This window comes from Catenuloplanes atrovinosus (assembly GCF_031458235.1).
Taxonomy (GTDB): Bacteria; Actinomycetota; Actinomycetes; order Mycobacteriales; family Micromonosporaceae; genus Catenuloplanes; species Catenuloplanes atrovinosus.
In genome coordinates this window covers 8,047,740-8,073,992 of record NZ_JAVDYB010000001.1, presented here as the reverse complement: position 1 = coordinate 8,073,992, position 26,253 = coordinate 8,047,740, and the positions used below count along the sequence as shown (strand labels likewise).

Sequence of the window (26,253 nt, the reverse complement as noted above, 5' to 3'; positions counted from 1 at the left end):
TACCGTCGAGGCATGGCACCGGCAGACCTCCCGCGCGACATCGGCGGATTCATCCGCGACATGCGGCGCAACGCGAAGATCTCGCTTCGGCAGCTCGCCGAGCAGGCCGGGGTCAGTAATCCGTACCTCAGCCAGATCGAGCGCGGGCTCCGCAAGCCCAGCGCCGAGGTGCTCCAGCAGCTCGCCAGCGCGCTGCGGGTCTCCACCCCGGCGATGTACCTGCGGGCCGGGCTGCTCGAGGGCGAGACGCCGGGCGTGCTGGAGGCCATCGCGGGTGACCCGGACCTGACGATGGCGCAGAAGCAGTCGCTCAGCCAGATCTACGACACGTTCCGCCGGGAGAACGCCAGGGAGGCCGCGGCGGCCGCCGCCGAGGCCGAGACGCACCCGGACCCCACGGATCAGGCCGCGACGGACGGTGACGCGGCCGAGCGGGCGCCCACGGTGACGAAGGCGCCGACCACGACCACCCCCATCACGGAGGAGACGCCATGACCAACCAGCCCGAGACCACGACCCCCGGCAACACCCGCATCCCCACCCCGCTCTACGCGGTGGCCGGCGCCGGCGACCTGGCGTACCAGCAGATCCGCAAGCTCCCCGAGGTGGTCGAGCAGTTGCGCGAGCGCGTCCCGGTCGCGGTCGCCGAGCTGCGCACCAGGGCCGGCGAGCTGAACGGCCGGCGCGACGAGATCCGCACCCGGGCCGTCGCCGGCCTGCGGGTCGCGCAGGCGCAGGCCGACGCGCTGCGCGTGCGGGCCGCCGGGCCGGACGGCGAGGTGGCGAAGCTGACCGAGGCCGCCAAGCGCAACGCGGTCGCCGCGCTCGCGGTCGCCCAGGCCGGCGCGCAGGTGGCGCAGCAGCGCGCGGTGACCACGTACGCGGCGCTGGTCGCGCACGGCGAGCGCGTGGTCGGGGCCGGCGTGGTGCAGGCCGCCGACACGGTGAACGCGGACATGGAGGCGACCGAGGCCCCGGCCGAGGTCACCGCCACCCCGGCCGACGTGGCCGAGGCCGCCGACGCGAAGAAGGCCACCCCGGCCGCCGAGTGACCCACGCGTGCGCGAGGCCCGTCCGCGGGTCTCGCGCACCACTCCGTGCCCCGGCGGACGCTCTAAGCTTGGGGCATGGCCACCGACGTCCCACTCGCGTTCATCATTCGCGACCTCATCGACCTGGCGATCCTGTTCCTGGCGCTGGTCGTGCTCGGCGTCTCGTTCGTGCACTGCCTCACCCAGCGAGCGGATGCGTTCCCCGCCATCGGCACGCTGCCCAAGGGCGGCTGGCTGGCGATCCTCGGCCTCTGCATGGTCTTCTGCCTGCTGCTCAACCGCCAGACGATCTTCCAGATGATCGGCATCGCGGCCGGGATGGTCTACCTGCTCGACGTCCGGGTCGGACTGCGCGACCTGTCCGACGGCAAAGGCTTCTGGTGAGGGATTTCCGCTGGCCGCCGCGTCCCGACGGCGGCCCGCGGACCTACGGTCCCGGTCCCACCGCACCGCGCAGCGGCCGTCCCACGCTTCCCGAGCCGCCGACCGACATCATCTCGACCCCGCACGGGGTACGGCTGGAGCGCCTGATCAGCGGCGCCGGCGAGCCGGGCACGGTGTTCGCGCACGGGCTGGCCGGCAGCATCGCCGCGACCCGGCCGCTGGGCAGCGCGGTCGCCGGCCGACGGATCTTCTTCCAGTTCCGTGGCCACGGGCGCTCGGAGGCGCCGCCCGGGCCGTGGGACTACGGCGACCTGGCCCGTGACCTGCGCGCCGTCGCGGACCTCTCGGACGCGAGCCGGGCGCTCGGCGTCAGCATGGGCGCCGCCGCGCTGGCCCGGCTGCTCGCCGAGAGCCCCGGCCGCTTCCGGCGCGTGGTCTTCTTCCTGCCGATCCCGGTCGACGAGGCGCGTGGCGACGCGCTGCGCGAGCGCGTCGAGACGCTGCTGGCCACCGTGGAGGACGGCGACCTGGCCGCGATCGCGGAGGCGGTCTCCGACGAGCTGCCGCCGTCCGTGCGCAACACGCCGGCCGGCTGGGGCTACCTGCGGCAGCGGGTCGAGCAGTTGTCCCGGGACGGGCTCGGCGCGGACCTGGCCGGGCTGGCCGGCGCGGTGCCGGTGCCGGACGTGGCCGCGCTGTCCGCGGTCACCGCGGAGGCGCTGGTGATCGGCGCGCGCGGCGACGACCTGCACCCGGTGGAGGCGGCGGAGCGGCTGGCCGAACTGCTGCCGCACGCGACGCTGCACGTCTACGACCGGCCCGGACCGGTCTTCACGCACCGCGCGGACCTGCGGGAGCGCATCTCCGGCTTCCTCGCCGAAGCGGCGTAACCTTTACGTACCGTTTTGCGGTGATTAGAGGGTGAAGGTCTCGCCGAGGATCGTGTTCGCGGCCATCGTGGTGTGCGGCCTGCCGTCCGCCATCCACGTCGGCTGGCGCCTGGGCGGGCTCTCCTCCCCGCTCGGCCCGTCCGGTGTCGGACTGTTCGGCGACGCGCCGGCCACCAGCGCACCGCCCAGCGCGGTTGCGACCTGGGGCACCGCGCCGCCGGGGACGCCGCCACCGGGCACCGCGCCGCGGGATTCGCCCGGCGCCGCGGGCGGCGACGGCGTGACGCCGGCACCCGGCACGCCGTCCGGCTGGACCGGCGGGCCGCTGCCCGCACCACCGGCCGGCACCGGCGCGGCCACGCCGCGGCCGCCGGCACCGGACTTGGACGTGGACCCGGACCTGGATCTCGATCTGGATCCGCCGTTCGGCTCCCCCGCCGAGTCGCCGGCGGAGGCCGGCACGCCGACCGCGCCGGTCGAGGCCGGCACCGGCGAGCCGGAGGCCACGACGTGGCCGGAGCCGATGCCGCCCGCGCCGGACTGGGACTGGTCCTGGGAGTGGGAGATGTCCGAGCGGTGAGGCCGGCGCCCCGCCGGGAGGCGGGAATGGCGCGGTGGTCTTAGGCTTCCAGGTCGTGACGCAACCGCAGCCGCTCGGTCCCGGCACCCGGCACCCGATCACCGCACACCCGGCCACCGCGCGCGCCGGCGGCACCGCGCAGGAGTTCCTCGCCGGGGTCCGGATGCTGCTGCGCGGCCTCGGCCTCTACCTGAGCAACCCGCGACTGATGCTCTTCGGGCTGATCCCCGCGCTCATCTCCTTCGCGCTCTACCTGGCCGCGTTCGGCACGCTCTTCTACTTCATCTCGGACATCGCGTCCTGGCTCACGCCGTTCGCCGACGGTTGGGAGGAGGGCCCGCAGGAACTGGTCCGGCTGGCCGTGGCGATCGCGGTGCTCGGGCTGTTCGTGCTGGTCGGGATGCTCACGTTCACCGCGATCACGCTGCTGATCGGCGACCCGTTCTACGAGAAGATCTCCGAGGCGGTGGAGAACCGGTACGGCGGCGTGCCCGACGAGATCGACCTGCCCTGGCACAAGACCATGCGACTGAGCCTGGCCGACTCGATCCGGCTGATCGGGCTGACCGTCATCTGCGGCATCCCGCTGTTCGTGCTCGGCTTCGTCCCGGTCCTCGGCCAGACCGTGGTCCCGGTGGTCGCGGCGTTCGTCGGCGGCTGGTTCCTCGCCGTCGAACTGACCGGCTTCCCGTTCTACCGCCGCGGCATGCGCCTGGCCGACCGCCGCCGCGTGCTCCGCGCACACCGCCCGGCCGCGCTCGGCTTCGGCGTCGGCGTCTTCGTCTGCTTCCTCATCCCGCTCGGCGCGGTCCTGGTCACACCGGCCGCGGTGGCCGGGGCCGCGCTGCTGTCCCGCCGCGCCCTCGGCTTCCCGATCGAGCACCGGTAACCGCTGAGCCGCCACTGACCGCTCGTGCGGCGCTGACCGCTCGTGCGGCACTGACCGCGCGGGCGGCACTGACCGCGCGGGCGGCACTGACCGCTCGTGCGGCACTGACCGCTCGTGCGGCACTGACCGCGCGGGCGGCACTGACCGCTCGTGCGGCACTGACCGCTCGTGCGGCACTGACCGCGCGGGCGGCGCCGACCGCGCGGGCGGCACGACCGCGCGGGCGGCACGACCGCGCGGGTGGCGGTGGCGGCTCAGACGTCGATGACGAGCTTGCCGTCGATCGCGCGGGGCATGATCGGGTCGGCGGCCGGGCGGGAGGCAGCGGTGGCGAGCGCGCTCGCCAGGTCGCCGGCCTCCGCCAGCTGGCGCAGTGTGACGACGGTGGGCGGGAGCATCGACCACTCGCCCGCGGCGTGCCGGTCCAGCGCCTCCGCCGGTGTCACCCACGCGGTGGCGTCCGATTCCTCGGTCAGTGCGCGCGGGTCCGCGCCGGGTGGGAGGGCGACCAGGTAGAAGTACGTGTCGAAGCGGCGCGGCTCGAACTCGGGCGTGATCCACCGGCTCCACGGGGTCAGCACGGCCGGGTCGAGCAGCACGCCCGCCTCCTCCGCCACCTCGCGCGCGGCGGCCTCCGGTGGCGTCTCGCCGGGCTCCACGCTGCCGCCGGGGAACGCCCACACGCCGCCGAAGACCATCGCGGAGGCGCGGCGCATGACGTACACCCGCATGGGCCCGTCGGGTTTGATCATGACGACCGTGGCGGCGACGCGCGGCACGGCCGGTGGCTCCCCCGACTCGGCGAAGCGACGCATGCGGTCGACCATGGGCGCGGGCAGGGACCACAGCTCAGCCATTCCGCGACCCTAACCCGCGACGTGGTCGGATACCGTGCGTCACATGAATGATCGACCCGTTCGCTGGGGCATCCTGGCCACCGGCGGCATCGCCGCCTCGTTCGTGGAGGACCTGAAGCTGCTGCCGGACGCGGAGGTCGTGGCCGTCGGCTCGCGGTCGCCGGAGTCCGCGCGCGCGTTCGCCGGGACGCACGACATCCCGCGTGCCCACGGCACCTGGCAGGAGCTGGCCGCGGACCCGGACGTCGACGTGATCTACGTGGCGACGCCGCACTCCGCGCACTTCGAGGCCACCATGCTCTGCCTGGACGCCGGCAAGGCGGTGCTCTGCGAGAAGCCGTTCACGCTGGACCGGGCGCGTGCGGAGCGGATGATCTCGCGGGCTCGGGAACGGAACGTGCTGCTCATGGAGGCGATGTGGACGCGCCTCAACCCGGTGGTGTTGCGCGCGGTGCAGCTGGTCCGGGACGGCGCGATCGGCGAGGTCACCACGGTGTCGTCGGACTTCGGCGTGGCCGGGCCGTTCCCGCCGGAGCACCGCATGCGTGCACGGCGGTTGGGCGGCGGCGCGCTGCTAGACCTGGGGGTCTACCCGATCACGATCGCGCACCTGTTCCTCGGCATGCCAGATCACGTGCGGGCCTGGGCGAAGCTCGGCCCGGAGGGCACGGACGAGAACACCGGGATCATCTTCGGGTACGACCGGGGCGCCGTCGCCACGCTGACCTGCGGCATGCTCGGCGCCACGCCGAACAGCGCGGTGATCAGCGGCAGCGCGGGCCGGATCACGCTGCACGACCCGGCGTTCGTGCCGCGCGCGATGACGCTGCACCGGGCCGGCGCGGAATCCGAGGTGATCACCGAGGACTTCCCGGGCAAGGGCTACCACTACGAGGCCGCGGAGATCCACCGGTGCCTGCGCGACGGCCTGACCGAGAGCCCGGTCGTGCCGCACTCGCTCACGCTGGACATGATGGGTCTGCTGGACGACATCCGGGCGCGGATCGGCGTCTCGTACGACTGAGCGGCCGGCCGCCCCTCCCGGCAGCCGGGAGGGGCCGCGGCTCAGCCGAAGATCGGGGCCACCACGAAGTAGGTCAGGCAGGCGAAGAACGCGGCGGCCGGGAACGTGATGACCCAGGCGATCACGATGTTGCCGGCCACGTTCCACCGGACCGCGGAGAGCCGCTTGGTGGCGCCGACACCCATGATCGCGCTGGTGATCGTGTGCGTGGTGGAGATCGGGGCGTGCAGGACCAGCGCGTTGAAGTAGAGCACGCCACTGGCGACGGTCTCGGCCGCGAAGCCCTCCGGCGGGCCCAGGTCGATGATCTTGCGGCCGAGCGTCCGGATGATCCGCCAGCCGCCCGCGTAGGTGCCGGCCGCCAGCACGATCGCGGCCGCCCAGACGACCCACTCCGGCGGATCGGTGCGGTTGGCCGCGAACCCGCCGGTGTAGAGCGCCAGCACCACGATGCCCACGATCTTCGCGGCGTCCTGCATGCCGTGCCCGATCGCCATCGCGGCGGCGGACACGGACTGCGCCGCGCGGAAGCCCCGGTTCAGCCGCGCCGGATGCCCGCGCCGGAAGATCCACAGGATTGCGATCATGACGGCGAAGCCGAGCACCACGCCGACCAGCGGGGACAGGAACATCGGTACGACGATCTTGTCGACGATGATCCCCCACTGCACCGACCCGCCGGCCGCGAACATCGTGGCGCCGACCAGCCCGCCGAACAGCGCGTGCGACGACGAGGACGGCAGCCCGAGGTACCAGGTGATCAGGTTCCAGATGATCGCGCCGGTCACGCCCGCGAAGAGCACGCCCAGGCTCGCCACGCCGGTCGGCAGGTTGACCAGCCCTTCGCCGACCGTCGCGGCCACGCCGGAGCCGAAGTGCGCGCCGACGAGGTTGCCGAACGCGGCCATCACCAGCGCCGCCCGCGGCGTCAGCGCCCGGGTGGAGATGCTGGTGGCGATCGCGTTCGCGGCGTCGTGGAACCCGTTGGTGTAGTCGAACACCATCGCCATCACGATCACCGCGACCACGGCGACCAGCTCGGGGCTCATGCCGGGCTGCCCTTCACGCTGCGGTATCCGTGTGGTCGGCGCTGAGCCGATGATTCGCTCGCAAGCTCACGGAGGCCGGAGATCCTTCGCAAGCCGCAGTCGCGTCGTGGTCGGCGCTGAGCCGATGATTCGCTCGCAAGCTCACGGAGGCCGGAGATCCTTCGCAAGCCGCAGTCGCGTCGTGGTCGGCGCTGAGCCGATGATTCGCTCGCAAGCTCACGGAGGCCGGAGATCCTTCGCAAGCCGCAGTCGCGTCGTGGTCGGCGCTGAGCCGATGATTCGCTCGCAAGCTCACGGAGGCCGGAGATCCTTCGCATGCCGCAGTCGCGTCGTGGTCGGCGCTGAGCCGATGATTCGCTCGCAAGCTCGCTCATGACTCCTTGACCGCGATCGTCTCGACCGTGTTGGCCACGTGCTCGAAGGCGTCGCAGGCGGCCTCCAGCTCGTCCGCGACCTCCTTGAGCTTCAGCACCGTCAGCGCGTCGTACTCGCCGGAGAAGAGGCGGACCAGCAGCATCCGGTACGCCCGGTCGCCGTCGTTCTCCAGCCGGTTGCACTCGATCCAGTACTCGTCGAGGTCCTTCATGGCGCGCAGCCGCGGCATCGCGTCCGCGGTCAGCTTCGCCTGCTGGTCCAGCACGTTGACCAGTTCGTGCAGTTCGCGCGGCAGCGCCGGGAGCTTGGTGAGCCCGTAGAGGTAGAGCAGGTTGCCGACCGCCTCCAGGTGGTCCATCACGTCGTCCAGCTGCGAGCCGAGCGAATAGATGTCCTCCCGGTCGAACGGCGTCACAAAGGTGGAGTTGATCTTCTTGTACAACTCGTGCGTGATGGCGTCGCTGTCGTGCTCCACCTCGGTCAGCCGCTCGCTGACCGACTGCACGTCGACCCCCGGCAGGGCCAGCTCGTTCAGCAGCTCGGTGCCGCGTACCAGGTTGTACGCGGCCCGGGTGAAGAGCTCGTAGAAGGCGCCCTCGACGGGGCGGAAGGAAAACTTCACAGGGTGGACCTCGCTGCGTCTGGCCGGCGTTCCTGCGGCCGGGGTTGTTCGCGCCGGCAGGTCGACGTTGATCCTGCGCAGGTGATGCTAAGGAACGCTGTCACGACGTAAACCCCCGGATACCGTATGCATCATTCCGTTAGGACCATGTTCACCATGGATTCATGCCGGCCTGGCGTCCAGTGGTGTCGTGAATACTTTTCGTAGCCTACGTCGACCTTGGCGGCACCACCGGACGGCGAGGCCGCCGGGCCGTGCGCAGGTAGCGGGCCAGCCCGGCGAGATCCGCGTCACCGATGAGATCCACACCGGCCGCGGCCAGCTCCGCCCAGCACGCCGCCCGGATCCGCCGGGTCCGCCGCGGCGCGCCGAACAGCCGCACCCGGCGGCCGTCCTCGTGCGCCCGCCGAACCAGGTCGTGCAGCAGGTAGCGCTCCTCCGCCGCGATCGGCTCCTCGCCGTCCCAGCCGAACCGCCACGACCAGTGCTCGCTCACCATGGGCACCAGCGACGCGGGCACCTCCGCCACGCCGAGATCGTCGAACGTACCGTCCGCGAAGATGTGCCGCCCCGGGTCGGCGGCCAGCACGTCGCGCACCTCGGGCGGCCCGGACACCAGCACGGTGATCGCGCCGGGCACGACGCGGCCGTCCACGCAGCGGGTGACCAGCCCGGCGTGCGGCGCCACCTCCTCGTGCAGGCACCCCAGAAGATCACGCACGGGTACGGCCGAGGAGACCTCCAGCACCAGCCCGAACGGCGGCGTGGGGCCGTGGTGCACGCGTCCACCGCGGCGCCGGGCGCGGTCCAGCAGCGGGCGGAGCAGCAGGTGGCCGACCGGGCGGCCGCGCACCAGCGGCCCGCCGTCCGGGCCGGCCTGGATCGGGATGGAGGCGCTGCCGTACCCGCGGCGCAGTGCCTCGCCGAGCGGGTCGCGGCGGTCCGGGTCGAGCAGCGCGTGACTGCCCGGCAGGTAGGGACGCGGGCGGCGGAGCACGGCCAGCCCGATCGCGGCGGCACCGCCGGCACCCGCCAGGCCGACCAGCCCGCTGGCGACCGTGGACACGCTTCCCGTCATAGGGACAAATAGTACGAAATACGTAATCGCTGCATCACATTTCGTCGGGCACGCGCTGGCCGGATGGCCCTATCGATCGACACAAATCGATGGGGAGGCGGCTGATGAGCGATCTCGCCACCGAGTTCGGGGCCGAACGGGCCGCACCGGCCGAGCAGCGCCGCGTTCCTCGCCGTCGCCGCACGCGGCGACCCGGCGGGCCTGGTCGCGGTGCTCGCGCCGGACGGTGCACGACCGAGCCGGCCCGCCTCGGTCGAGGCGGGCCGGCTCCAGGTGTGCCGATCAGCCGGGCAGCGCCTCGCGGGAGCGCCACGCCTGGGCGAGCGACGTCCTGCCGTTCGTCCGCAGCAGCGAGCCCTCGTAGAGCCGCGCCGCGGCGATCAGCATCCCGGCCGCGGCCAGCACCAGCACGACCAGCGACACGATCGGCTCCCAGCCCGCGGCGTCGCCGGTGAACAGCCGCACCGGCATCGCGATCGGCGCGGAGAACGGCACGTACGACATGATGGTCATCGCCAGCGGGTTGCCGCTGAGGAAGATCACGCCGAAGAACGGCAGCATGATGGTGAGCTGCACCGGCGTGGAGGCGCTGTTGATGTCCTCCTGCCGGCTCACCAGCGCGCCGGCCACCGCCCACATCCCGGCCAGCAGCACGAACCCGACCACGAAGAACGGCAGGAACCAGCCGATCGCCGGGGCCAGCAGCTTCAGCAGGCTCACGTCGCCGTCGGTCTCCCCGCCGGTGAACCGCAGGCCGGCCACGGCCACCAGCGCGAGCAGCGCGATCTGGCCGAACGCCAGGATCGCCCCGGCGAGCACCTTGCCGGTCAGCAGCACCCGCGGCGGCACGCTGGACACCAGGATCTCCACGATCCGGGTCTGCTTCTCCTCGGTGACGCTCTGCGCGATCTGCAGCCCGAACATCAGCGACGTGAAGAAGAACGTCATCGCGAACAGGTACGGGATCAGGAACGCCAGCGTCGCGCTGAGCACGTCCGCGTCGAGCAGGCGGACCTCCGGCTCGGTGCTGAGCGCGGACACCACGTCGTCCGGCGCGTCCTCCATCGCCAGGACCACGCCGCCGACCACGGCGGAGTCGACCTCGCCGTCGCGGACCAGGCGCTCGGCCTCGGCCGCGTCCGCGACCTCGCGCACCTCCAGGCCGGCCGCGGTGAGCGGCTCGGTGGACGTGCCGGCGACGACCGCCACGCTGGTAGGGCCACCGTCGAAGAAGGACGGCAGAACCGTACCGAGGACCGCGAAGATCAACAGGAACGCCGTACTGATCAGGAAGGCCTTGTCCCTGATCTTGACCTTGATCTCGCGCGCGGTGACGAGCCGCGTCGCCTCCCAGCTGGACAGCTGCCGTCCGCTCATGCCGCACCTCCCGCGATGCCGCGGTTCCGGCGTGGTCGGCGCTGAGCCGTCGATTCGCTCGCACGCTCGCTCATCGGGTGGTCACCTCTCGGAAGATCTCGGCCAGCGTGGGTACGACCGGGCGGAACGTGCGGACCGGGCCGCGGGCGAGCGCGTCGCGCAGCAGTTCCTGATCGTCGGCGCCCGGCTCCAGCTCGACGATCGCGCGGCGGCCGTCCAGGTCGGTCAGCCTGGTCTCCGGCCGGTCCCGCAGCCAGCCCAGGTCGGAGTCGACCATCAGCTCGAACTCGCGGCGTGCGTACTGACGGCGCAGCGCCTCCCGCTCGCCGGCCGCGCGGATCACGCCGTCCGCGATGATCACGACGTCGTCGCAGAGGCGCTCCACCACGTCGAGCTGGTGGCTGGAGAACAGCACGGACGCGCCGGCCCGCGCGCGCTCCCGCAGCACGGAGACGACGGTGTCGATCGCCATCGGGTCCAGGCCGGAGAACGGCTCGTCGAGGACCAGCACCTCCGGGTCGTGCACCAGCGCGGCGGCCACCTGCGCGCGCTGCTGGTTGCCGAGCGACAGCGTCTCGAGCTTGTCCTCCGCCCGGTCGGTCAGCCCGACGCGCGCCAGCAGGTCGTCCGCGCCGCGCGTCGCCTCGGCCGCGGTCAGCCCGTGCAGCCGTCCCAGGTAGACGACCTGCTCCCGGACCGACATCTTGGGGTAGAGGCCCCGCTCCTCGGGCATGTAGCCGAAGGCCTGGCGGTCGGCCCGGGTCAGCGGACGGCCGTCCCAGGTCACCTCGCCGGAGTCCGGGGCGAGCACGCCGAGAATGATCCGCATCGTGGTGGTCTTGCCGGCACCGTTGGCGCCGACGAAACCCGTCATGCGTCCCGCCGTCACGTCGAACGAGACGTCCTTCAGCACCTGCCGACCGGCGAACCCCCGGTCGACCGCGCTCACCCTGAGCACCTTCGTCATGCCGTCAACGCTAGGCGGTGATGATCGTCCCGGCGTCCGGCATGCGACGGATCACGCGGGTCACCCTCGGGACGGACCCACGACGCCGTGCTCGTAGGCGAAGACCACCGCCTGGACCCGGTCGCGCAGGCCCAGCTTGGTCAGCACCCGGCTGACGTGCGTCTTCACGGTCGCCTCGCCGAGGAACAGCCGCTCGGCTATCTCCGCGTTCGTGCAGCCGCCGGCGAGCAGCACCAGCACCTCGTTCTCCCGGGGCGTCAGCTCGGCCAGGCGCGCGTCGGCCTGAACCGGCACCGCCTTCTCCGGGCCCGCGAACGTGGAGATCACCCTGCGGGTGAGCTGCGGATCGAGCAGCGCGTCGCCGCGGGACAGGATGCGCACCGCGTCGATCAGCGCCTCCGGCGTGCCGGTCTTGAGCAGGAACCCGCTGGCACCCGCGCGCAGCGCCGCGAACAGGTAGTCGTCCCGGTCGAACGTGGTCAGGATCAGCACGGCCGGGCCGTCCTCGCCGGTGCCCGCCACGATCCGCCGGGTGGCCTCCAGACCGTCCACGCCGGGCATCTCCACGTCCATCAGGATCACGTCCGGGCGCAGCTCCGCGGCCCGGTCCACCGCGGTGAGGCCGTCCGACGCCTCGCCGACCACCTCGATGTCGTCCTCCGTCTCCAGGATGACCCGGAAGCCGCTGCGTACCAGGTGCTGATCGTCGGCCAGCAGAACGCGGATCATGCCGCGGCCTCCTTCTTGGTCAGGGGGAACCGGGCGCGCACGCGGAAGCCGCCGCCCTCGCGCGGGCCGGCCTCCAGCACGCCCTCGTGCGCGGCCACCCGCTCGCGCATGCCGATCAGGCCCATGCCGCGCCCGTTCGGCGGGGCCGCCGGCCGGCCCTGGTCGGTCACGTCGATCTCCACCTCGCGGCTCAGGTACCGGATGCGGACGTCCACGCCGACCGGCCCGGCGTGCTTGAGCGTGTTGGTCAGCGCCTCCTGCACGATCCGGTAGACCGCGACGGACACCGACTCGGGTACGTCCACCGGGTCGCCGTACACGCCGTGGTCGATGGTCAGGCCGGCCTGGCGGGAGCTCTCCAGCAGCGCGGGCAGGTCGTCGATGCCGTGCACCGGCGGGACCGGGCCCTCCGCGTCCGTGGCGCGCAGCACGCCCAGCATGCGACGCAGCTCGTCGACCGCGGTCCGGGCCTCCTGCTCGACCGCGGCCAGCGCGGTGCGCGCCTTGCCCGCGTCCTTGTCCAGCACCCGGCGGGCCGCGCCGGCCTGCACGCCCATCACGGCCACGTGGTGCGCCACCACGTCGTGCAGCTCGCGGGCGATCCGGACCCGCTCGTTCAGCACCGCCCGCTCCGCCTCCTTGTCCTGCTCCCGGCGCAGCTCCTCGGCGCGCTGCACCAGCAGGTGTCGGTCGTGCGCGGCGGTCCAGGACACGTCACCGAAGTAGTACGCGAATCCGAAGTAGAGCGCGTTCAGGAAGATCTGCACCAGGATCGCGGAGAGGATCGGCGGAAGCGGCCCGGCCGCGGTGGAGAACGCGTCCGGTGGCAGCTTGGGCAGGTTGATCGACATGGAGATGGTCATCCAGCCGAACATGGCCGCGATCACCACGATGCGGGAGAGCCTGGCCCGGCGCCGGTCTCCGCTCCACGCCCCGGCCGTGTAGATGGCGGCGAAGAGCGCGATCTGCGAGATCTGCGCCTCCTGCGCGTGCCGGGCCTGGCTGGCGATGTAGGCGACCGCGACCAGCAGCATCACCGGCTCCGGGAAGCGGCGGCGCCACATCAGCGGCAGCGTGGTCGCCACCGCCCAGAACGCCTGCTCCGGACGGGAAGCGGGGTCGTCGAACAGGAAGACGCCGACGCTCGTGGAAAGCACCAGGCTGAACGTGCTGCCCACCGTCGCGGCGATGCCGCTGAGCATGTCGTTGCGCCGCTGATCGGCGGTCGGCCCGGGCCGCCGCCACTCCATGTCCCCCGCCGTCGTCACGCGACCAGTGTCCCCGACCACCGCGAGTGATCGGCGATCAGGTGACCAGGGCCAGCCACTTGCGATAGGCGGAGGCGAACGGCTCGGTGCCGTCGCCCAGCGCGCCGAGCAGCCAGTCCGCGGCCAGATGCGCCTCGCGGACCAGGTCGTCGGGGTAGCCGAACCGCTCCCGGTGCTCCGCGAACTCGTCCTCGTCGCGCAACTCCACCAGGCCGGTCGCGCGCCGGCGCACCACGTCCAGATCAAGATCTATCAGGTGTACGGTGTCGCCCTCCCACCGCGCGCGCGTGGTGATGTCGCAGTAGACCTCGCTGGTGCGCGGCGGCGGGTTGAACATGCCGGTCCAGTGCGCGCTGTGCGGCACCAGCAGGATGAACGGGATGCGCTCCACGGATGCCCGGCCGTGGTAGACACTCGGCGTGCCGGCCGTCACGCCCAGCCAGACACCGAGGTCGTCCTCGGCCAGGCGGCGCGCGGGGTAGTCCCGGTGTGCGGTGCCGTCGTACTTCTGGTAGACCACCCGGACCACGTCTGACATGAGCGCACCTTAACCGATGCGATCGATCCCGCCGCGCGATCATGGTGCGTCCCCGCACGGCGTTGCGGAAAGTTCCGCAAATCGACGGCAAGTCGTAGCCGTCGCGCGTTTCGCGGACACCGGGGGCCGGGAAACGTCGGTGGGTCCCGGTACCGTTCCCCGGGTGACGATCGCTTCCTCCGAGACCGCCAAGACGCCGACCCCACGCCAGCGCAAGAGCCGCGAGCGCGCCGTCGAGCTGCTGGCCGCCGCCGTCGGCGCGGTCCCCGGCGGCTCCTCGCGCGCGGGCCAGCAGCAGATGGTGGAGGCGATCGCCGACGCCATCGCGGACAGGGAGCACCTGCTCGTCCAGGCCGGCACCGGCACCGGCAAGTCGCTGGGCTACCTCACGCCCGCGCTGATGGTCGAGGGCCCGGTCGTCGTCTCCACCGCCACGCTGGCGCTGCAGTCCCAGCTCGTCGACCACGACCTGCCCCGGCTGGCCAAGGCGGTCGAGCCGGTGCTCGGCCGGCAGCCCACGTTCGCCGTGCTCAAGGGCCGGCACCACTACCTCTGCCTGGCCAAGTTGGAGAACTCGCAGGAGGACGAGCCCGAGGACGAGGGCCTCTTCGAGGTCGACTCCCCCGCGCGGGCCGGGTCAGCGTCCGGGTCCGGCTGGCTCGGCGAGTCGGGCAAGCTCGGCAAGCAGGTGGAGCGGGTCCACGACTGGGCCATGGAGACCGAGACCGGTGACCGCGACGAGCTCGACCCCGGCGTCGACGACCGCGTCTGGCGGCAGGTGTCCATGCCCGCGCGCGAGTGCGTCGGCGCGGCCCGCTGCCCGTACGGGGAGGAGTGCTTCGCCGAGGCCTCCCGCGCCCGGGCCCGCGAGGCCGACGTGGTCGTCACCAACCACAGCCTGCTCGCGGTCGACATGCTCGCCGGCCGGCACATCGTGCCCCCGCACAAGCTGCTGATCATCGACGAGGCGCACGAGCTGGCCGACCGCGTCTCCTCCGCGTCCCAGGCCGAGCTGACCCCCGAGTCGATCACCGCGGCGGCCCGGCGCGCCCGCCCGGTCGTCCAGCCGGACGTGCACTCCGCGCTCACCGAGGCCGGTGACGCGCTCACGCTCGGGCTCGCCGAGGCGCCGAACGGTCTGATCACCGGCGAGCTGCCGCAGGCGCTGGCCGAGGCGTGCACGCTGGTCGACGCCGCCACCCGCCGCGCGCTCGAGTCGATCGGCGACGTCAAGGCCGACGACCCCGACCCGGTCCGCAAGCAGCAGGCCAAGGCCGTGCTCGACGAGATCGGCAACACCGCCCAGCGCCTGCTGGAGGGCAGCGACCACGACGTCGCCTGGGTGGAGAAGCACGAGACCGGCACCCGGCGCGCGCTGGTCGTCGCGCCACTCTCCGTCGCCGGCCTGCTCTCCGAGACGCTCTACGAGGAGCGCACCGTGGTCGCCACCAGCGCCACGCTCGCGCTCGGCGGCCGGTTCGACCTGGTCGCTCGCTCGCTCGGCCTGCCGCTCGGCCCGGTCAAGCCCACCCCGATCGCGGCCGCCGCCGCGGAGGCCGCCCGCCCGGCGACCGCCGGGCCCAAGCCACCGGCACCGGCCGAGGGCCCGGGCTGGCGCTCGCTCGACGTCGGCTCCCCGTTCGACTACGCACGGCAGGGCATTCTCTACGTCGCCGCGCACCTGCCCCGGCCGGCCGCGTCCGGCCTGCCGGAGGCCACCGGCGAGGAACTGCTCAAGCTGATCACCGCGCTCGGCGGCCGCACGCTCGGGTTGTTCTCCTCCCGCAAGGCCGCGCAGCAGGCCGCCGAGCTGGTCCGCGCGAAGACGTCGATCCCGGTGCTGCTCCAGGGCGAGGACGCGCTGCCGGTCCTGGTCCGCCGCTTCCGCGCCGAGCGGGAGAGCTGCCTGTTCGGCGTCATGTCGCTCTGGCAGGGCGTCGACGTCCCCGGCGACGCCTGCCAACTGGTCATCATCGACCGCCTCCCGTTCCCCCGCCCCGACGAGCCCTTGGCCGCCGCCCGCTCCGCCGCCGTCGACGCCACCGGCGGCTCCGGCTTCTCCTCCGTCAGCGTCCCCATCGCCGCCATCCGCCTCGCCCAGGGCGCCGGCCGCCTCATCCGCGCCGCCGGTGACAAGGGCATGGTCGCCGTCCTCGACTCCCGCCTCGAAACCGCCCGCGGCTACGGCCCCTTCCTCCGCAAGACCCTCCCCCCGTTCTGGTACACCACGCGCCCGGAAGTCGCCCTCGGCGCCCTCCAACGCCTCGCCAAGTCCTGACCACCCGCACCCCGGCCTGGTCTTCCTCGCCGTTCCGTCCGTGGTGTCTGTTCCGGCGCCCGGCCGCCGGGACCGCGGCCAGCGGCGCGCGGTGGTCGGTTGCGTGCGGGGGTGGGTCGGTGAGGTGACCACACGGAGGCGGGAGCCCGCGGGAGCGGACGGGAGTGGGCACGCCGGGAGTGGGAAAGTCCGCCTTTATGGGTTTTTGGGGTTGACGACGATCGCGTCGGCCGGGACCTCGGGGCGGGGGTCGGCGGTGAGGCGGCGGACGGCGGTGTTGAGGACGGCGATCAGGGGGACGGCGACCAGGGCGCCCGTGATGCCGGCCAGGACGACGCCGGCCGCGATGCCGATGATCACGGCGAGGGGGTGGATGGCGACGGCGCGGCCCATGATCAAGGGCTGGAGGATGTGGCCTTCGATCTGTTGGACGGCGATGACGGCACCCAGGATGATCAGCGCGGTGACCCAGCCGCTGTCGACCAGGGCGACCAGGACCGCGACGGCGCCGGAGACGGTGGCGCCGACGATGGGGACGAAGGCGGCCAGGAAGACCAGTGCGGCCAGGGGGAACGGGAACGGGACGTCGAAGATGAAGAGGAACAGGCCGATGCCGACCGCGTCGATGAACGCGACCAGCACGGTGGCGCGGACGTAGGCGACGAGCGTCTGCCAGGAGGCCTCGCCCGCGTCGGCCAGCCGCCAGCGCGCGGTGACCGGGAACAGCCTGACCACGAAGCGCCAGATCCTCCGGCCGTCGCGGAGGAAGAAGAACGTCGAGAACAGCACCAGCAGGGCGCCGGTGAACAGCTCGAAGACCGTGGTGGCGGTGGAGACCGCGCCGGTGGTGAGCGCCTGCGTGTTCTCGTCGAGCCACTGCTGGCCGGTGGTGAGCGCGGTGTCGAGTTGGTCGTCGTCGAGGTGCAGCGGACCGTCGCGCAGCCAGTCCTGGATCTGCCGGATGCCGACGGTGGCGTTGCTGGTGAGTTCCGGCAGGCCGTCGACGAACTGGGTGACGACCATGGTGAGCGTGCCGACCACCGCGCCCAGGCCGGCGACCAGGACCAGCGCGGTGGCCAGCGAGCGCGGGAAGCGCAGCTTGAGCAGCCAGCCGACCGCGGGCGTGAGCAGCGCGGAGAGCAGCAGCGCGATGGAGAGCGGGATTATCACGATCCGGATCACGCCGAAGAAGCGGAGCAGGACGTAGCCGATCACGCCCACCACGATCAGGCGCCAGGACCAGGCGGCGGCGAGGCGCAGCGCGTGCGGGACCTCGGCGTCGTCGCGGCTGATCGTGGACGTGTGGACGATCTCCGGCGCGTCCTCCGGCGGCGGCGCCTCCACCGCGGCCGGTGGCTCCGGAATCCGGGATTCGTAGGCGCGGCGGAGGTTGCGCCGGATGCTGCTCAGTCGTCCCACACGCACCTCCCGACGTTAACGCGTGATCACCCGCGCACCCGCGCGCCGGGCCCGGCCGGGTACGGGTAGCGTCTCCTGACGTGAACGACGACGCCAAGCTGCCGATTCGGCTGCTGCACGACCGCGTCCTGGTCCGGCTCGACGGTGCCGAGGGGGAGCGCCGTTCGTCCGCCGGCATCGTCATCCCGGCCACCGCGTCGATGGGCCGCCGCCTCTCCTGGGCCACCGCGGTCGGCGTGGGCCCGAACGTGCGGTCCGTGGCCGCCGGTGACCGGGTGCTCTTCGACCCGGAGGACCGGTCCGAGGTGGAGTTGCACGGCCGGGAGTACGTGCTGCTCCGCGAGCGGGACGTGCACGCGGTCGCGGCCGAGCGCGTCGAGTCCGACGGGATCGGCCTCTACCTGTAGTAGCTGGTGATCGGGATCGGCACCACCGGCGAGGCGGGCGCCTCGATCGGCCGGCTCACCCCGTCCGGGAACGTGATGTGGTACCGCTCGCCGTCCCAGCGGGCCGGCGGGGTCTGCGGGTCCCGGCCCACGAAGACGGACCGCTCGGCCGAGATCCGGCCGAGCAGCGCCCGCTCCTCCGCGCCGGCCGCGTCCAGGTTCCGGTAGAGCCCGCGGTCCATCCCGTCGCGCAGCAGCGCGAGCTTCGTGGTGGCGAACTGGAAGTTGCGCATCGCGCGCACGCCGGCGTCACCGGCGACCCGCTTCGCCCAGCGGCGGGCGGAGTGCCGGCGGCCGAGGCTGCTCAGCGTGGCCACCTCGGGCGGGGAGAGCCAGCCGGCCCGGACGTACGCCGGGAGCGTCCGCTCGGTGAGCCGCCCCTCCCAGCCGCGCAGCCAGATGGCGAAGCCGCCCGTGGCGAAGAAGACCGGGATCATGAGCCCCAGGTAGCCGTAGAGCAGCACGATCGGCTCGCCGGTCGCCACCACCAGCGACGGCAGCAGGTTCCACGTGCCGTGGATCATCATGGCGACCAGCAGGCCGGAGATCGGCGCGAGCCAGCGGACCGGGCGCGCGGCGGTACGGGCGGCGATGCCCAGCCCGACGCCGGCCATGGACGTGAACAGCGGGTGCGCGAAGCCGGTGAACAGGATGCGCACGATGAAGATCAGGAACAGTTGCTGCGCGCCGCTGGCCGGGCCGTACTGCTCGTTGCTGGCCGCGTAGCCGTGCCCGCCCAGGTAGAGGATGTTCTCCACCATGGCGAAGCCGATCGCGGAGAGGCCACAGTAGACGATGCCGTCGGTGATGCCGGACCACTCGCGCCGTCGCCACCAGAGCAGCAGCACCGGCCCGAGCGCCTTCATCGCCTCCTCGATGAACGGCGCGACCAGCACCGCCACCAGCGAGTCGGACAGACCCCAGCCTTCGAAGAGGTACGCCGAGACGCTGTTCACCACCAGAGCGGCGCCGGTCGCCACGAACGCGCCCCAGGCGAAGCAGAACGCGAGGTAGCCGATCGGCTCGGGCTCGTACCGGTCGAGCCACATGAACGCGCCGATCAGCACCGGCACCGGCAGCAGCGCCGCGGCGGTGCCGAGCAGCAGCCCGTCGATGCCGATGTTGAAGCCGAGGAAGACCGTCACCGCGATCGCGCAGGCGGCGATGAAGACGATCATCACGGCCAGGCCGATGATCCGCCACACCCGCCTCCGCAGGCCCGGCTCCGGCGCGGCCGGCGGCAGCGAACCGGCCGGCGGCAGCGAACCGCTCGGCGGCAGCGAACCGCTCGGCGGCACCGGACCGGCCGGCGGCACCGGACCGGCCGGCGGCATCGGACCGGCGGGCGCGTAGGGCTGCGGTGGAATCTCCGACATGAGGTTCAGCGTATCCAGAACGGGCTTGCCACGATCGCCCAGTGCGTGGCTATGATTGCCGCCAGGTCACGAGCGTCAGCGACAAGCCCCGGCTAGCTGACCGGCAACCCTCGTCTGTTCGCGGTGGGGTGCCCCGGGTGATGACCGGGCCCGCGTGTCCGCGCGGGCAAGCGCGGACCTCGTTCCCGACGGTGTGCTCGGGGTCCCTCAGACCCCGGAGGTCATCGCATGTCGACGCTCACGCTGCCCGCCGCCGTCGCCACCGCCGCCGAGAGCACCGCGCCCGCCGTCCTGGGCGTGCCCGGCGTCCTGGGCGTGCCCGGCCAGATCAACCTCGACTACGCGGCCACCGCGCCGTGCGCGGTCGCGGCCGCCGAGGCGGTGAACGCGATCCTGCCCTGGTACGCCAGCGTGCACCGCGGCGCCGGCGCGCTCTCCCAGCGCTGCACGCTCGCCTACGAGCGGGCCCGGCAGACCGTCGCGGACTTCCTCGGCGCGCGCGCCGAGGACCACGTGATCTTCACGCGGAACACCACGGACGCGCTGAACCTGCTGGCCTCGGCGTTGCCGGCCGGCACCACCGTGGTCACGTTCGGCGGCGAGCATCACGCCAACCTGCTGCCCTGGCCGGGCCACCCGCTGCGGCTGCCGGTCCCGTCGTCGCCGGGCGCCGCGGTGCGCTCGCTCGGTGAGGCGCTGGCCGAGCTGCGCCGCGGCCCGCACGCGCCGGCGCACATCCTGGTCGCGGTGACCGGCGCCAGCAACGTCACCGGTGAGGTGTGGCCGATCGCGGAGCTGGCCGCGGTGGCGCACCGGCACGGCGCCCGGATCGCGCTGGACGCGGCGCAGTTGGCCCCGCACCTGCCGGTGGACGTGGCGGCGCTGGACGTGGACTACGTGGCGGTCTCCGGCCACAAGCTGTACGCACCGTTCGGCGCCGGGGTGCTGGCCGGGCGCGGCGACTGGCTGGACGCGGCCGAGCCGTACCTGCGCGGCGGCGGCGCCACCACCCGGGTCGGCGCCGGTACGCACGACGTGACCTGGGCGACCGGGCCGGCGCGGCACGAGGCCGGCACGCCGAACCTGCTGGGCGCGGTGGCGCTGGCCGCGGTCTGCGCGGCGTTGCAGGTGGCGGACCGGGACACGCTGCGGGCGGACGAGGAGCGGCTGGTCGCCCGGCTGCGCGCGGGCCTGGCGTCGATCCCGGGCGTGGTGGAGCTGCGCACGTTCGGCCCGGACGCGGAGCGGGTGGGGATCGTGTCGTTCGCGGTGGCCGGGCGGGACTCGTCCGCGGTCGCGGCGGAGCTGGGGCGGGAGCACAACATCGGCGTACGGGACGGGCTGTTCTGCGCGCACCCGCTGGCGAAGCGGCTGCTGTCCGAGGCGTCCGCGCGGTCCGGGCTCACGCTGCCGCCGACCGCGCTGCGGGTCAGCGTCGGCCTGGGCAGCACGGAGTCCGACGTGGACGCGCTGATCGCCGCGCTGGGGTGAAACGCTAGGCCGCGGTCTTCGTCTCGAACGGGCGGCCGAACGCGCGACGGACCTGCCGGATCGCCTCCTCGTGCTCGACGCCGGAGGCCCGGACCAGGTCCGTCGCGGTGGACCGCACCTGCGCCACCACCACGGAGCCGGAGAAGCCCACGCCGTCCGCGTAGGCCCGCCCGGCGTCGGACACCGCGCGCAGCGCCCGCCCGCGCGCGGCCTCCGGCTCCACGCCCAGCTCCAGCTCGGTGCGGAGCAGCTCGACCGCCTCGCCCAGCGCGACCACCGCGGGCGCGAGGGTGCGCGGCACCGGCTCGCCGTCGTTCAGCATCGTCACGATCCGCCGGACCAGCACGCGGCTGTTGCGCAGCGCGTGCGCCACGTACCGCGCGCTGTCCAGGTACTGCGCCAGTGGCGCGCGGGCCCGCCAGCGCACCGGTGCCAGCGTCGCGTTCTCCCGGCCCGCCTTGATCGCCTCGTCCATGGTGCTGAGGTCCGACTCGGCCGCGCGCAGCCGCTCCAGCGCCTCGGCGGCGCTCTCCGGTTCGCCGGCGACCAGCGCGCCGGCCGCGTGCCGGAGGCCGTCGGCGAGCACGTCGAGCGCCGGGTTCGCCGCGCGGATGACCACGGTGAGCGGGTTGATCGGCAGCAGCAGCGCCATCACGGCCAGGCCGACCGCGCCGCCGATCAGCGCGTCCCAGAACCTGCCGAGGTAGATGCCCTCGGTCGGCGGCGTGAGCGTGGCGACCAGCACCGCGGACGAGCTGGCCTGCACCACCAGCGACGAGCCGCCGCCGAGGAATATCGCGGAGACCACGGCCAGGCCCACGGACAGCCCGATCTGCCACGGCCCGGTCCCGATCAGGAGGATCAGCGCGTCGCCGACCGCGATGCCCAGCGCCACGCCGATGACCAGCTCGAACGCGCGGCGCAGCCGCTGCCCGACGGAGACCGCGAGCGTGATCACCGCGGCGATCGGCGCGAAGAACGGCGTCTGGTGGTGCAGCAGGTCGTTCGCGATCAGCCAGGCGATGCCGGCGGCCACGCCGGTCTGCAGCGCGAGGCCCGCGTTGCCGCGCACCCGGCCGAGCCGTTCGCGGAACGTGCCGCCGGACCGGCGGCCCAGCTCGGCCACGCGTTGGCCGAACGGCGCGCTGCCCATGTACCGACCCTACCGTCGATCATGGGAGTTCTCCTGCCAGGATGACGTGGTGAGCGAGCTGATGGCGGGCTGGCGCGGCGCGCTGGCCGGTGCGGGTGGCACGGATCCGGGCGACGTGGCGGGCGCGGCGCTGCTGGCGCGCTGGCGCGAGCCGCATCGGGCGTACCACGACGAGGACCACCTCACCTCGATGCTCTCCACCGTGGACCGGCACGCCGGCAAGGCGGATGATCCGGACCTGGTGCGGCTCGCGGTCTGGTACCACGACGCGGTCTACGATCCCACCGCGCCCGGGAACGAGGAGGCCAGCGCCCGGCTCGCCGAGTCGGAGCTGGCCGCGCTGGGTGTCGCGGAGCACGCGGTGGCCGAGGTGGCGCGGCTGGTGCGGCTCACGGCCGGGCACGCGGTCACGGACGATGACCGCAACGGCGCGCTGCTCTGCGACGCCGACCTGGCCGTGCTGGCCCGGCCTCCGGCCGACTACGAGCGATACACCCGGGCGGTACGCCGGGAGTACGCGCACGTGCCCGACGAGCTGTTCCGCCTCGGGCGCGCCGCCGTGCTGCGCGGGCTGCTCGACCTGCCCGCGCTGTTCCGCGATCCGGAACTGGCCGCGCGCTGGGAGGCGCCGGCCCGCGCCAACCTCACTCGCGAGCTGGCGGAGCTGACCGCCTGACCGTGTGCTTCGGCTTGCGCAGCCCGGAGGCGCGCAGCACGGCCACGATCTCCCGGCTGGAGACCAGCCGCGCCCCGAGCAGGATCGCGGTCTGCAGGCGCTCGGCCGGCACGTCGTAGTGGTCGCGGTCGAACGCGCGGCGCGGCGCGCCGATCTTCTCGGCGAACGCGTGCAACTCGGCCAGTGAGTGGTCGCTGACCATGTGCGACCACAGCCGTCCGTGGGCGGGCCAGGCGGGAGGGTCGACGAAGATCACTCTTAAACCGTACCGTCGAAGGATGGCGGACCTGATCGCGCGACTGGCGGAGGTGCTGCCCGCCGGGGCGGTGCTGACCGACCCGGATCTGATCGACGGCCACCGGCACGACGAGGCCGACCTCTGCGACTCCGGCGTCCCGGCCGTGGTGGTGCGGCCGCGCACCACCGCCCAGGTGTCGGACGTGCTGCGGATCGCGTCCGAGCTGCGCGTGCCGGTGGTGCCGCAGGGCGCCCGGACCGGGCTGGCCGGCGCGGCGAACGCGGTGGACGGCGCGATCGTGTTGTCCACCACCGCGATGACCGAGATCCGCACGATCGACCCGGTCGACCGGATCGCCGTGGTGCAGCCCGGCGTGGTCAACGCGGTGCTGGCCACGGAGGTGGCGAAGGCCGGGCTGCGCTATCCACCCGACCCGGGGTCCTGGCTGACCAGCACGATCGGCGGCAACGTGGCCACCAACGCGGGCGGCATGTGTTGCGTGAAGTACGGCGTGACCACGGAGTACGTGCTCGGCCTGGAGGTGGTGCTCGCCTCCGGCGAGGTGCTCCGGACCGGCCGGCGAACCGCCAAGGGCGTCGCGGGGTACGACCTGACCAGCCTCTTCGTCGGCTCGGAGGGCACGCTCGGGGTGATCACGGAGGTGACGCTGGGGCTGCGCCCGCCGGCCGAGCAGGCGCTGACGCTGGTGGCCGTGTTCGGCTCGGTCGCCGCCGCCGGGCGCGCGGTGGCCGCGATCGCCCGGCGCGGGCTGTCCCCGAGCCTGCTGGAGCTGCTGGACCGGACGCATCTGCGGGCGATCGAGGCGTACCGCCCGATGGGGTTGCGCACGGACGCGCGGGCCCTGCTGCTCGCCGCCGCGGACACCGGCTCCCGCGCCGCCGCCGACCTCGCCATGATCGAGGAGGCGTGCCGGTCCGCCGGCGCGGAGGAGGTCTTCGCCGCCACCGACGCGGCCGAGGCCGCCGCGCTGCTGGAGGCGCGCCGGCTGGCGCACGCCGCGATGGAGCGGCTGGCCGCGGAGACGTACCCGGAGGGCATCGGCGCCCTGATCATCGACGACGTGGCCGTGCCGCGCGCCCGCCTGGCCGAGTTGCTGGAGGGCGTGGAGCGGATCGCGGAGCGGCACGGCATCCCGGTCGGCACGATCGGCCACGCCGGCGACGGCAACATGCACCCCAACATCGTGGTCGACCGCACCGACCCCGCCTGCGTCGACCGCGGGCGCGTGGTGTTCAACGAGATCATGGAGCTGGGTCTCTCCCTCGGCGGTACGTGCACCGGCGAGCACGGCGTCGGACTGCTCAAGCGCGAGTGGCTGGCGCGCGAGGCCGGCCCGGTGGGCATGCGCGTGCAGCGGTCGATCCGGGACGCGCTCGACCCGCTCGGCATCCTCAACCCCGGCAAGGTCCTCTAGGGCGTGCGGTTCGCGCCGATCGGATGGCTTCGCGGCGTCCGGAACGGTCAGGGTCGGCCAGGTCGCCCGGCGTGCGGACCTCATCGTCTCGCCGGCGCGGAACCGGCAGGGAGGAGCGCCGGCGACGACCGGTGCCCGCGGGAGCATGCGGAACCGGACCCGCCGGAAGCGGGAAGATCGCGAATTTGATCTTCCCGCCACCCGCGGGCTACAGCTTCGGCAGCTCCTCGGCCGCCTCGTTGCGGTCGGCCGCGAAGCCGCGGACGTCGGCCGCGCCGAGCCGGGCCGCGTCCGCGGTGAGGTCGTCCGGCATCAGCTGGGACTGGCGCTCCGCGGCGACGCGGGCGAGGTAGTGCTCGACCTCGCGCGCGCGGACCGCCTCGTCCCAGCCCAGCACGGAGCCCATGATCTCGGCGGCCTGTTCCGCGCTCTCGGTGCCGCGGTCCGGCGTCTCGAACGAGATCCGGGTACGCCGGGTGAGCACGTCGTCGAGGTGCAGCGCGCCCTCGGCGTGCGCGGCGTAGGCGACCTCGACCGCCAGGTACTCCGGGGCGCCGGCCAGCGGCGTGGCCAGCAGCGGGTCCGCGTCGATCATGGCGATCAGGTGCATGGCGAGCGTGCCGTAGCGCTCCAGCAGGTGCTCGACCACGCCGACCGGCATCCCGTGGCGGCGGGCCAGGTCGGCCCGGTCGCGCCAGGCGGCGGCGTAGCCGTCCGCGCCGAGCAGCGGCAACTGGTCGGTGCGGGACGGTCGCACGCTCGGGCCGAGACGGCGCGCGGCCTTGTCGATCACGTCCGCGGCCATCACCCGGTACGTCGTGTACTTCCCGCCGGCGACCAGCAGCAGGCCGAGCATCGGCTCGACGACCGCGTGCTCGCGGGAGAGCCGGGAGGTCGAGTCGGCCTCGCCGGCCAGCAGCGGGCGCAGGCCGGCGTAGACGCCCTGGATGTCGTCCGTGCTCAGCGGCCGGTCGAGCACCTTGTTGACCTGGTCCAGCAGGTACTGGATGTCCTTCGCGGACGCGGCCGGGTGCGAGCGGTCGAGCTGCCAGTCCGTGTCCGTCGTCCCGATGATCCAGTGCCCGCCCCAGGGGATCACGAAGAGCACGGACGTGGCGGTACGCAGGATGAGCCCGGCCTCGCCGGTGATCGCCGAGCGCGGCACCACCAGGTGCACGCCCTTGGACGCGCGCACCCGCAGCCCGGGCCGGACGCCGACCTCGCGCAGCATGCGGGTGATGTCGTCGCTCCACACGCCGGTGGCCGCGATCACCGTGCGCGCCTTGACCTCGAACTCCGCGTCCGGCGAGCCGGCCGGCGCCTCCATGTCGCGGATGCGCACGCCGGTGACCTCGCGGGCCTGGCGGAGCAGGCCGGTGACCCGGGCGCTGGTGACCACGGCCGCGCCGAGGCTGGCCGCGGTGCGGGCGGTGTTGACCACCAGGCGCGCGTCGTCGACCTGGCCGTCGTAGTAGCGGATCGCGCCGGTGAGCACGTCCGGCCGGAGGCTGGGGAAGATCTCGCGGGCGCCGGTGCGGGTCAGGTGCCGGTGCAGCGGCATGCCGCGGCCGCCGCCGAAGATGCCGGCGAACACGTCGTACGCCGCGACGCCGGCGCCGTAGTAGGCCCGGCGGAACGCGCGCATCGGCCACTCGCGCGGACCCTCCCGGCCCTCCAGCGGCACCAGGATCGGCACCGGGCGCACGAGGTGCGGCGCGATCCGGGTGGCGAGCAGGCCGCGCTCGGTCAGCGCCTCGTGCACCAGGTGCAGCTCCAACTGCTCCAGGTAGCGCAGGCCACCGTGGATCAGCTTGGAGGAGCGGCTGGACGTGCCGGCGGCCAGGTCACGCGCCTCGACCAGGGCGACCTTGAGGCCCCGGGAGGCGGCGTCCAGCGCGGCGCCGGCGCCGGTGACGCCCGCGCCGATGACGAGCACGTCGAAGCGCTCGCTGCGCAGGCGGCGGAGGTCGGCGGCGCGGCGCAGCGGGGACAGCTGGCCGGCGGTGTATCGAGACACGGCTGGGTCACGCACGTGTCCCACCGTAACTCCCCTGCGGGAGCG

At 73.4% G+C, this 26,253-nt stretch carries 25 protein-coding genes, 1 pseudogene and 1 riboswitch; of the genes and pseudogenes, 12 read left to right on the top strand and 14 right to left on the bottom strand.

The window, feature by feature from the left end; all coding sequences use genetic code 11:
* Positions 1 to 12: 12 nt before the first annotated feature.
* The 6 genes and pseudogenes from J2S41_RS35985 (at position 13) to J2S41_RS35960 (ending at position 3,795) form a co-directional block, all read left to right on the top strand.
* Positions 13 to 495: a helix-turn-helix domain-containing protein gene (locus J2S41_RS35985; RefSeq protein ID WP_310374779.1), complete on the top strand. Its 483-nt coding sequence runs from the start codon at positions 13 to 15 to the stop codon at positions 493 to 495.
* A pseudogene (locus J2S41_RS35980) lies at positions 492 to 1,129 on the top strand (hypothetical protein); the annotation flags it as partial. The gene J2S41_RS35985 and the pseudogene J2S41_RS35980, both read left to right, overlap by 4 nt.
* Entirely contained in the window at positions 1,128 to 1,436 is a 309-nt protein-coding gene (locus J2S41_RS35975) for a DUF2516 family protein (protein WP_310374777.1), read from the top strand. The pseudogene J2S41_RS35980 and the gene J2S41_RS35975, both read left to right, overlap by 2 nt.
* Entirely contained in the window at positions 1,433 to 2,326 is an 894-nt protein-coding gene (locus tag J2S41_RS35970; protein WP_310374774.1) for an alpha/beta fold hydrolase, read from the top strand. The genes J2S41_RS35975 and J2S41_RS35970 overlap by 4 nt, the downstream gene beginning before the upstream one ends.
* A gap of 31 nt (positions 2,327 to 2,357) precedes the next feature.
* Positions 2,358 to 2,906 (top strand): hypothetical protein, encoded by a 549-nt coding sequence (locus tag J2S41_RS35965; protein WP_310374772.1) that lies wholly within the window; start codon positions 2,358 to 2,360, stop codon positions 2,904 to 2,906.
* A 97-nt stretch (positions 2,907 to 3,003) separates the two neighbouring features.
* Positions 3,004 to 3,795 carry an EI24 domain-containing protein gene (locus tag J2S41_RS35960; protein ID WP_374728305.1) on the top strand — a complete coding sequence of 264 codons (792 nt, stop codon included), beginning with the start codon at positions 3,004 to 3,006 and terminating at the stop codon, positions 3,793 to 3,795.
* Positions 3,796 to 4,049: 254 nt separating this feature from the next.
* Here the strand turns inward: J2S41_RS35960 and J2S41_RS35955 are convergent, their stop codons facing one another.
* Positions 4,050 to 4,652: an NUDIX hydrolase gene (locus J2S41_RS35955; RefSeq protein WP_310374770.1), complete on the bottom strand. Its 603-nt coding sequence runs from the start codon at positions 4,650 to 4,652 to the stop codon at positions 4,050 to 4,052.
* 43 nt (positions 4,653 to 4,695) lie between these two features.
* On the opposite strand from J2S41_RS35955, the gene J2S41_RS35950 reads away from it, so the two are divergent.
* Positions 4,696 to 5,676, top strand: coding sequence for a Gfo/Idh/MocA family protein (locus tag J2S41_RS35950; protein WP_310374768.1), 981 nt, complete (start codon positions 4,696 to 4,698; stop codon positions 5,674 to 5,676).
* A gap of 41 nt (positions 5,677 to 5,717) precedes the next feature.
* Here J2S41_RS35950 and J2S41_RS35945 read toward each other — a convergent pair whose 3' ends face one another.
* The 8 genes from J2S41_RS35945 to J2S41_RS35910 form a co-directional block, all read right to left on the bottom strand.
* Positions 5,718 to 6,725 (bottom strand): inorganic phosphate transporter, encoded by a 1,008-nt coding sequence (locus J2S41_RS35945; protein WP_310374767.1) that lies wholly within the window; start codon positions 6,723 to 6,725, stop codon positions 5,718 to 5,720.
* A 370-nt stretch (positions 6,726 to 7,095) separates the two neighbouring features.
* On the bottom strand, positions 7,096 to 7,722 hold the full coding sequence (locus J2S41_RS35940) for a DUF47 domain-containing protein (protein WP_310374765.1): 627 nt from the start codon (positions 7,720 to 7,722) through the stop codon (positions 7,096 to 7,098).
* Positions 7,723 to 7,930: 208 nt separating this feature from the next.
* Complete coding sequence (locus J2S41_RS35935; RefSeq protein WP_310374763.1) at positions 7,931 to 8,800, bottom strand: PI-PLC domain-containing protein; 870 nt, start codon at positions 8,798 to 8,800, stop codon at positions 7,931 to 7,933.
* A gap of 282 nt (positions 8,801 to 9,082) precedes the next feature.
* A complete protein-coding gene (locus J2S41_RS35930) occupies positions 9,083 to 10,162 on the bottom strand; it encodes an ABC transporter permease (RefSeq protein WP_310376788.1) in 1,080 nt (359 codons plus the stop codon).
* A gap of 85 nt (positions 10,163 to 10,247) precedes the next feature.
* Positions 10,248 to 11,144: an ABC transporter ATP-binding protein gene (locus tag J2S41_RS35925; RefSeq protein ID WP_310374761.1), complete on the bottom strand. Its 897-nt coding sequence runs from the start codon at positions 11,142 to 11,144 to the stop codon at positions 10,248 to 10,250.
* Between the two features lie 60 nt (positions 11,145 to 11,204).
* Complete coding sequence (locus J2S41_RS35920; RefSeq protein WP_310374759.1) at positions 11,205 to 11,873, bottom strand: response regulator; 669 nt, start codon at positions 11,871 to 11,873, stop codon at positions 11,205 to 11,207.
* Entirely contained in the window at positions 11,870 to 13,141 is a 1,272-nt protein-coding gene (locus J2S41_RS35915) for a sensor histidine kinase (RefSeq protein WP_374728217.1), read from the bottom strand. The genes J2S41_RS35920 and J2S41_RS35915 overlap by 4 nt, the downstream gene beginning before the upstream one ends.
* 37 nt (positions 13,142 to 13,178) lie before the next feature.
* On the bottom strand, positions 13,179 to 13,679 hold the full coding sequence (locus tag J2S41_RS35910; protein WP_310374758.1) for a DUF402 domain-containing protein: 501 nt from the start codon (positions 13,677 to 13,679) through the stop codon (positions 13,179 to 13,181).
* A 238-nt stretch (positions 13,680 to 13,917) separates the two neighbouring features.
* Here J2S41_RS35910 and J2S41_RS35905 point away from each other — a divergent pair, with 238 nt between their 5' ends.
* Positions 13,918 to 15,957 carry an ATP-dependent DNA helicase gene (locus tag J2S41_RS35905; RefSeq protein ID WP_374728304.1) on the top strand — a complete coding sequence of 680 codons (2,040 nt, stop codon included), beginning with the start codon at positions 13,918 to 13,920 and terminating at the stop codon, positions 15,955 to 15,957.
* 195 nt (positions 15,958 to 16,152) lie between these two features.
* Here J2S41_RS35905 and J2S41_RS35900 read toward each other — a convergent pair whose 3' ends face one another.
* A complete protein-coding gene (locus tag J2S41_RS35900; protein WP_374728303.1) occupies positions 16,153 to 17,358 on the bottom strand; it encodes an AI-2E family transporter in 1,206 nt (401 codons plus the stop codon).
* Positions 17,359 to 17,456: 98 nt separating this feature from the next.
* On the opposite strand from J2S41_RS35900, the gene J2S41_RS35895 reads away from it, so the two are divergent.
* Positions 17,457 to 17,783 carry a GroES family chaperonin gene (locus tag J2S41_RS35895; protein ID WP_310374756.1) on the top strand — a complete coding sequence of 109 codons (327 nt, stop codon included), beginning with the start codon at positions 17,457 to 17,459 and terminating at the stop codon, positions 17,781 to 17,783.
* Here J2S41_RS35895 and J2S41_RS35890 read toward each other — a convergent pair.
* Entirely contained in the window at positions 17,774 to 19,198 is a 1,425-nt protein-coding gene (locus J2S41_RS35890; RefSeq protein ID WP_310374755.1) for a PrsW family intramembrane metalloprotease, read from the bottom strand. The two genes, J2S41_RS35895 and J2S41_RS35890, sit on opposite strands and share 10 nt — an antisense overlap.
* A 64-nt stretch (positions 19,199 to 19,262) precedes the next feature.
* Positions 19,263 to 19,377, top strand: a riboswitch (SAM riboswitch).
* 49 nt (positions 19,378 to 19,426) lie between these two features.
* Between J2S41_RS35890 and J2S41_RS35885 the strand changes: the two genes are divergently transcribed.
* Positions 19,427 to 20,689: an aminotransferase class V-fold PLP-dependent enzyme gene (locus tag J2S41_RS35885; RefSeq protein WP_310374754.1), complete on the top strand. Its 1,263-nt coding sequence runs from the start codon at positions 19,427 to 19,429 to the stop codon at positions 20,687 to 20,689.
* Between the two features lie 4 nt (positions 20,690 to 20,693).
* Here the strand turns inward: J2S41_RS35885 and J2S41_RS35880 are convergent, their stop codons facing one another.
* Entirely contained in the window at positions 20,694 to 21,842 is a 1,149-nt protein-coding gene (locus J2S41_RS35880) for an FUSC family protein (RefSeq protein ID WP_310374753.1), read from the bottom strand.
* Between the two features lie 49 nt (positions 21,843 to 21,891).
* Between J2S41_RS35880 and J2S41_RS35875 the strand changes: the two genes are divergently transcribed.
* On the top strand, positions 21,892 to 22,518 hold the full coding sequence (locus tag J2S41_RS35875) for an HD domain-containing protein (protein WP_310374752.1): 627 nt from the start codon (positions 21,892 to 21,894) through the stop codon (positions 22,516 to 22,518).
* On the opposite strand, the gene J2S41_RS35870 is transcribed toward J2S41_RS35875, so the two are convergent.
* Positions 22,487 to 22,774 (bottom strand): DUF4031 domain-containing protein, encoded by a 288-nt coding sequence (locus J2S41_RS35870; RefSeq protein WP_310374751.1) that lies wholly within the window; start codon positions 22,772 to 22,774, stop codon positions 22,487 to 22,489. The two genes, J2S41_RS35875 and J2S41_RS35870, sit on opposite strands and share 32 nt — an antisense overlap.
* 22 nt (positions 22,775 to 22,796) lie before the next feature.
* On the opposite strand from J2S41_RS35870, the gene J2S41_RS35865 reads away from it, so the two are divergent.
* The gene (locus J2S41_RS35865) at positions 22,797 to 24,191 is read left to right on the top strand and encodes an FAD-binding oxidoreductase (RefSeq protein WP_310374749.1); all 1,395 of its coding nucleotides are present in this window, start codon (positions 22,797 to 22,799) and stop codon (positions 24,189 to 24,191) included.
* A gap of 208 nt (positions 24,192 to 24,399) precedes the next feature.
* Here J2S41_RS35865 and J2S41_RS35860 read toward each other — a convergent pair whose 3' ends face one another.
* Positions 24,400 to 26,208, bottom strand: a complete 1,809-nt coding sequence (locus tag J2S41_RS35860; protein WP_310376784.1) for a glycerol-3-phosphate dehydrogenase/oxidase — start codon at positions 26,206 to 26,208, stop codon at positions 24,400 to 24,402.
* Positions 26,209 to 26,253: the final 45 nt, after the last annotated feature.

Bases quoted from the DNA above. Each gene is read 5' to 3' on its own strand.
- J2S41_RS35985 (WP_310374779.1), top strand. From the start codon at position 13: ATGGCACCGGCAGACCTCCCGCGCGACATCGGCGGATTCATCCGCGAC.
- J2S41_RS35865 (WP_310374749.1), top strand. From the start codon at position 22,797: ATGGCGGACCTGATCGCGCGACTGGCGGAGGTGCTGCCCGCCGGGGCG.
- J2S41_RS35885 (WP_310374754.1), top strand. From the start codon at position 19,427: ATGTCGACGCTCACGCTGCCCGCCGCCGTCGCCACCGCCGCCGAGAGC.
- J2S41_RS35945 (WP_310374767.1), bottom strand. From the start codon at position 6,725: ATGAGCCCCGAGCTGGTCGCCGTGGTCGCGGTGATCGTGATGGCGATG.
- J2S41_RS35955 (WP_310374770.1), bottom strand. From the start codon at position 4,652: ATGGCTGAGCTGTGGTCCCTGCCCGCGCCCATGGTCGACCGCATGCGT.
- J2S41_RS35920 (WP_310374759.1), bottom strand. From the start codon at position 11,873: ATGATCCGCGTTCTGCTGGCCGACGATCAGCACCTGGTACGCAGCGGC.
- J2S41_RS35910 (WP_310374758.1), bottom strand. From the start codon at position 13,679: ATGTCAGACGTGGTCCGGGTGGTCTACCAGAAGTACGACGGCACCGCA.
- J2S41_RS35975 (WP_310374777.1), top strand. From the start codon at position 1,128: ATGGCCACCGACGTCCCACTCGCGTTCATCATTCGCGACCTCATCGAC.
- J2S41_RS35880 (WP_310374753.1), bottom strand. From the start codon at position 21,842: ATGGGCAGCGCGCCGTTCGGCCAACGCGTGGCCGAGCTGGGCCGCCGG.
- J2S41_RS35935 (WP_310374763.1), bottom strand. From the start codon at position 8,800: ATGACGGGAAGCGTGTCCACGGTCGCCAGCGGGCTGGTCGGCCTGGCG.
- J2S41_RS35950 (WP_310374768.1), top strand. From the start codon at position 4,696: ATGAATGATCGACCCGTTCGCTGGGGCATCCTGGCCACCGGCGGCATC.
- J2S41_RS35925 (WP_310374761.1), bottom strand. From the start codon at position 11,144: ATGACGAAGGTGCTCAGGGTGAGCGCGGTCGACCGGGGGTTCGCCGGT.
- J2S41_RS35890 (WP_310374755.1), bottom strand. From the start codon at position 19,198: ATGTCGGAGATTCCACCGCAGCCCTACGCGCCCGCCGGTCCGATGCCG.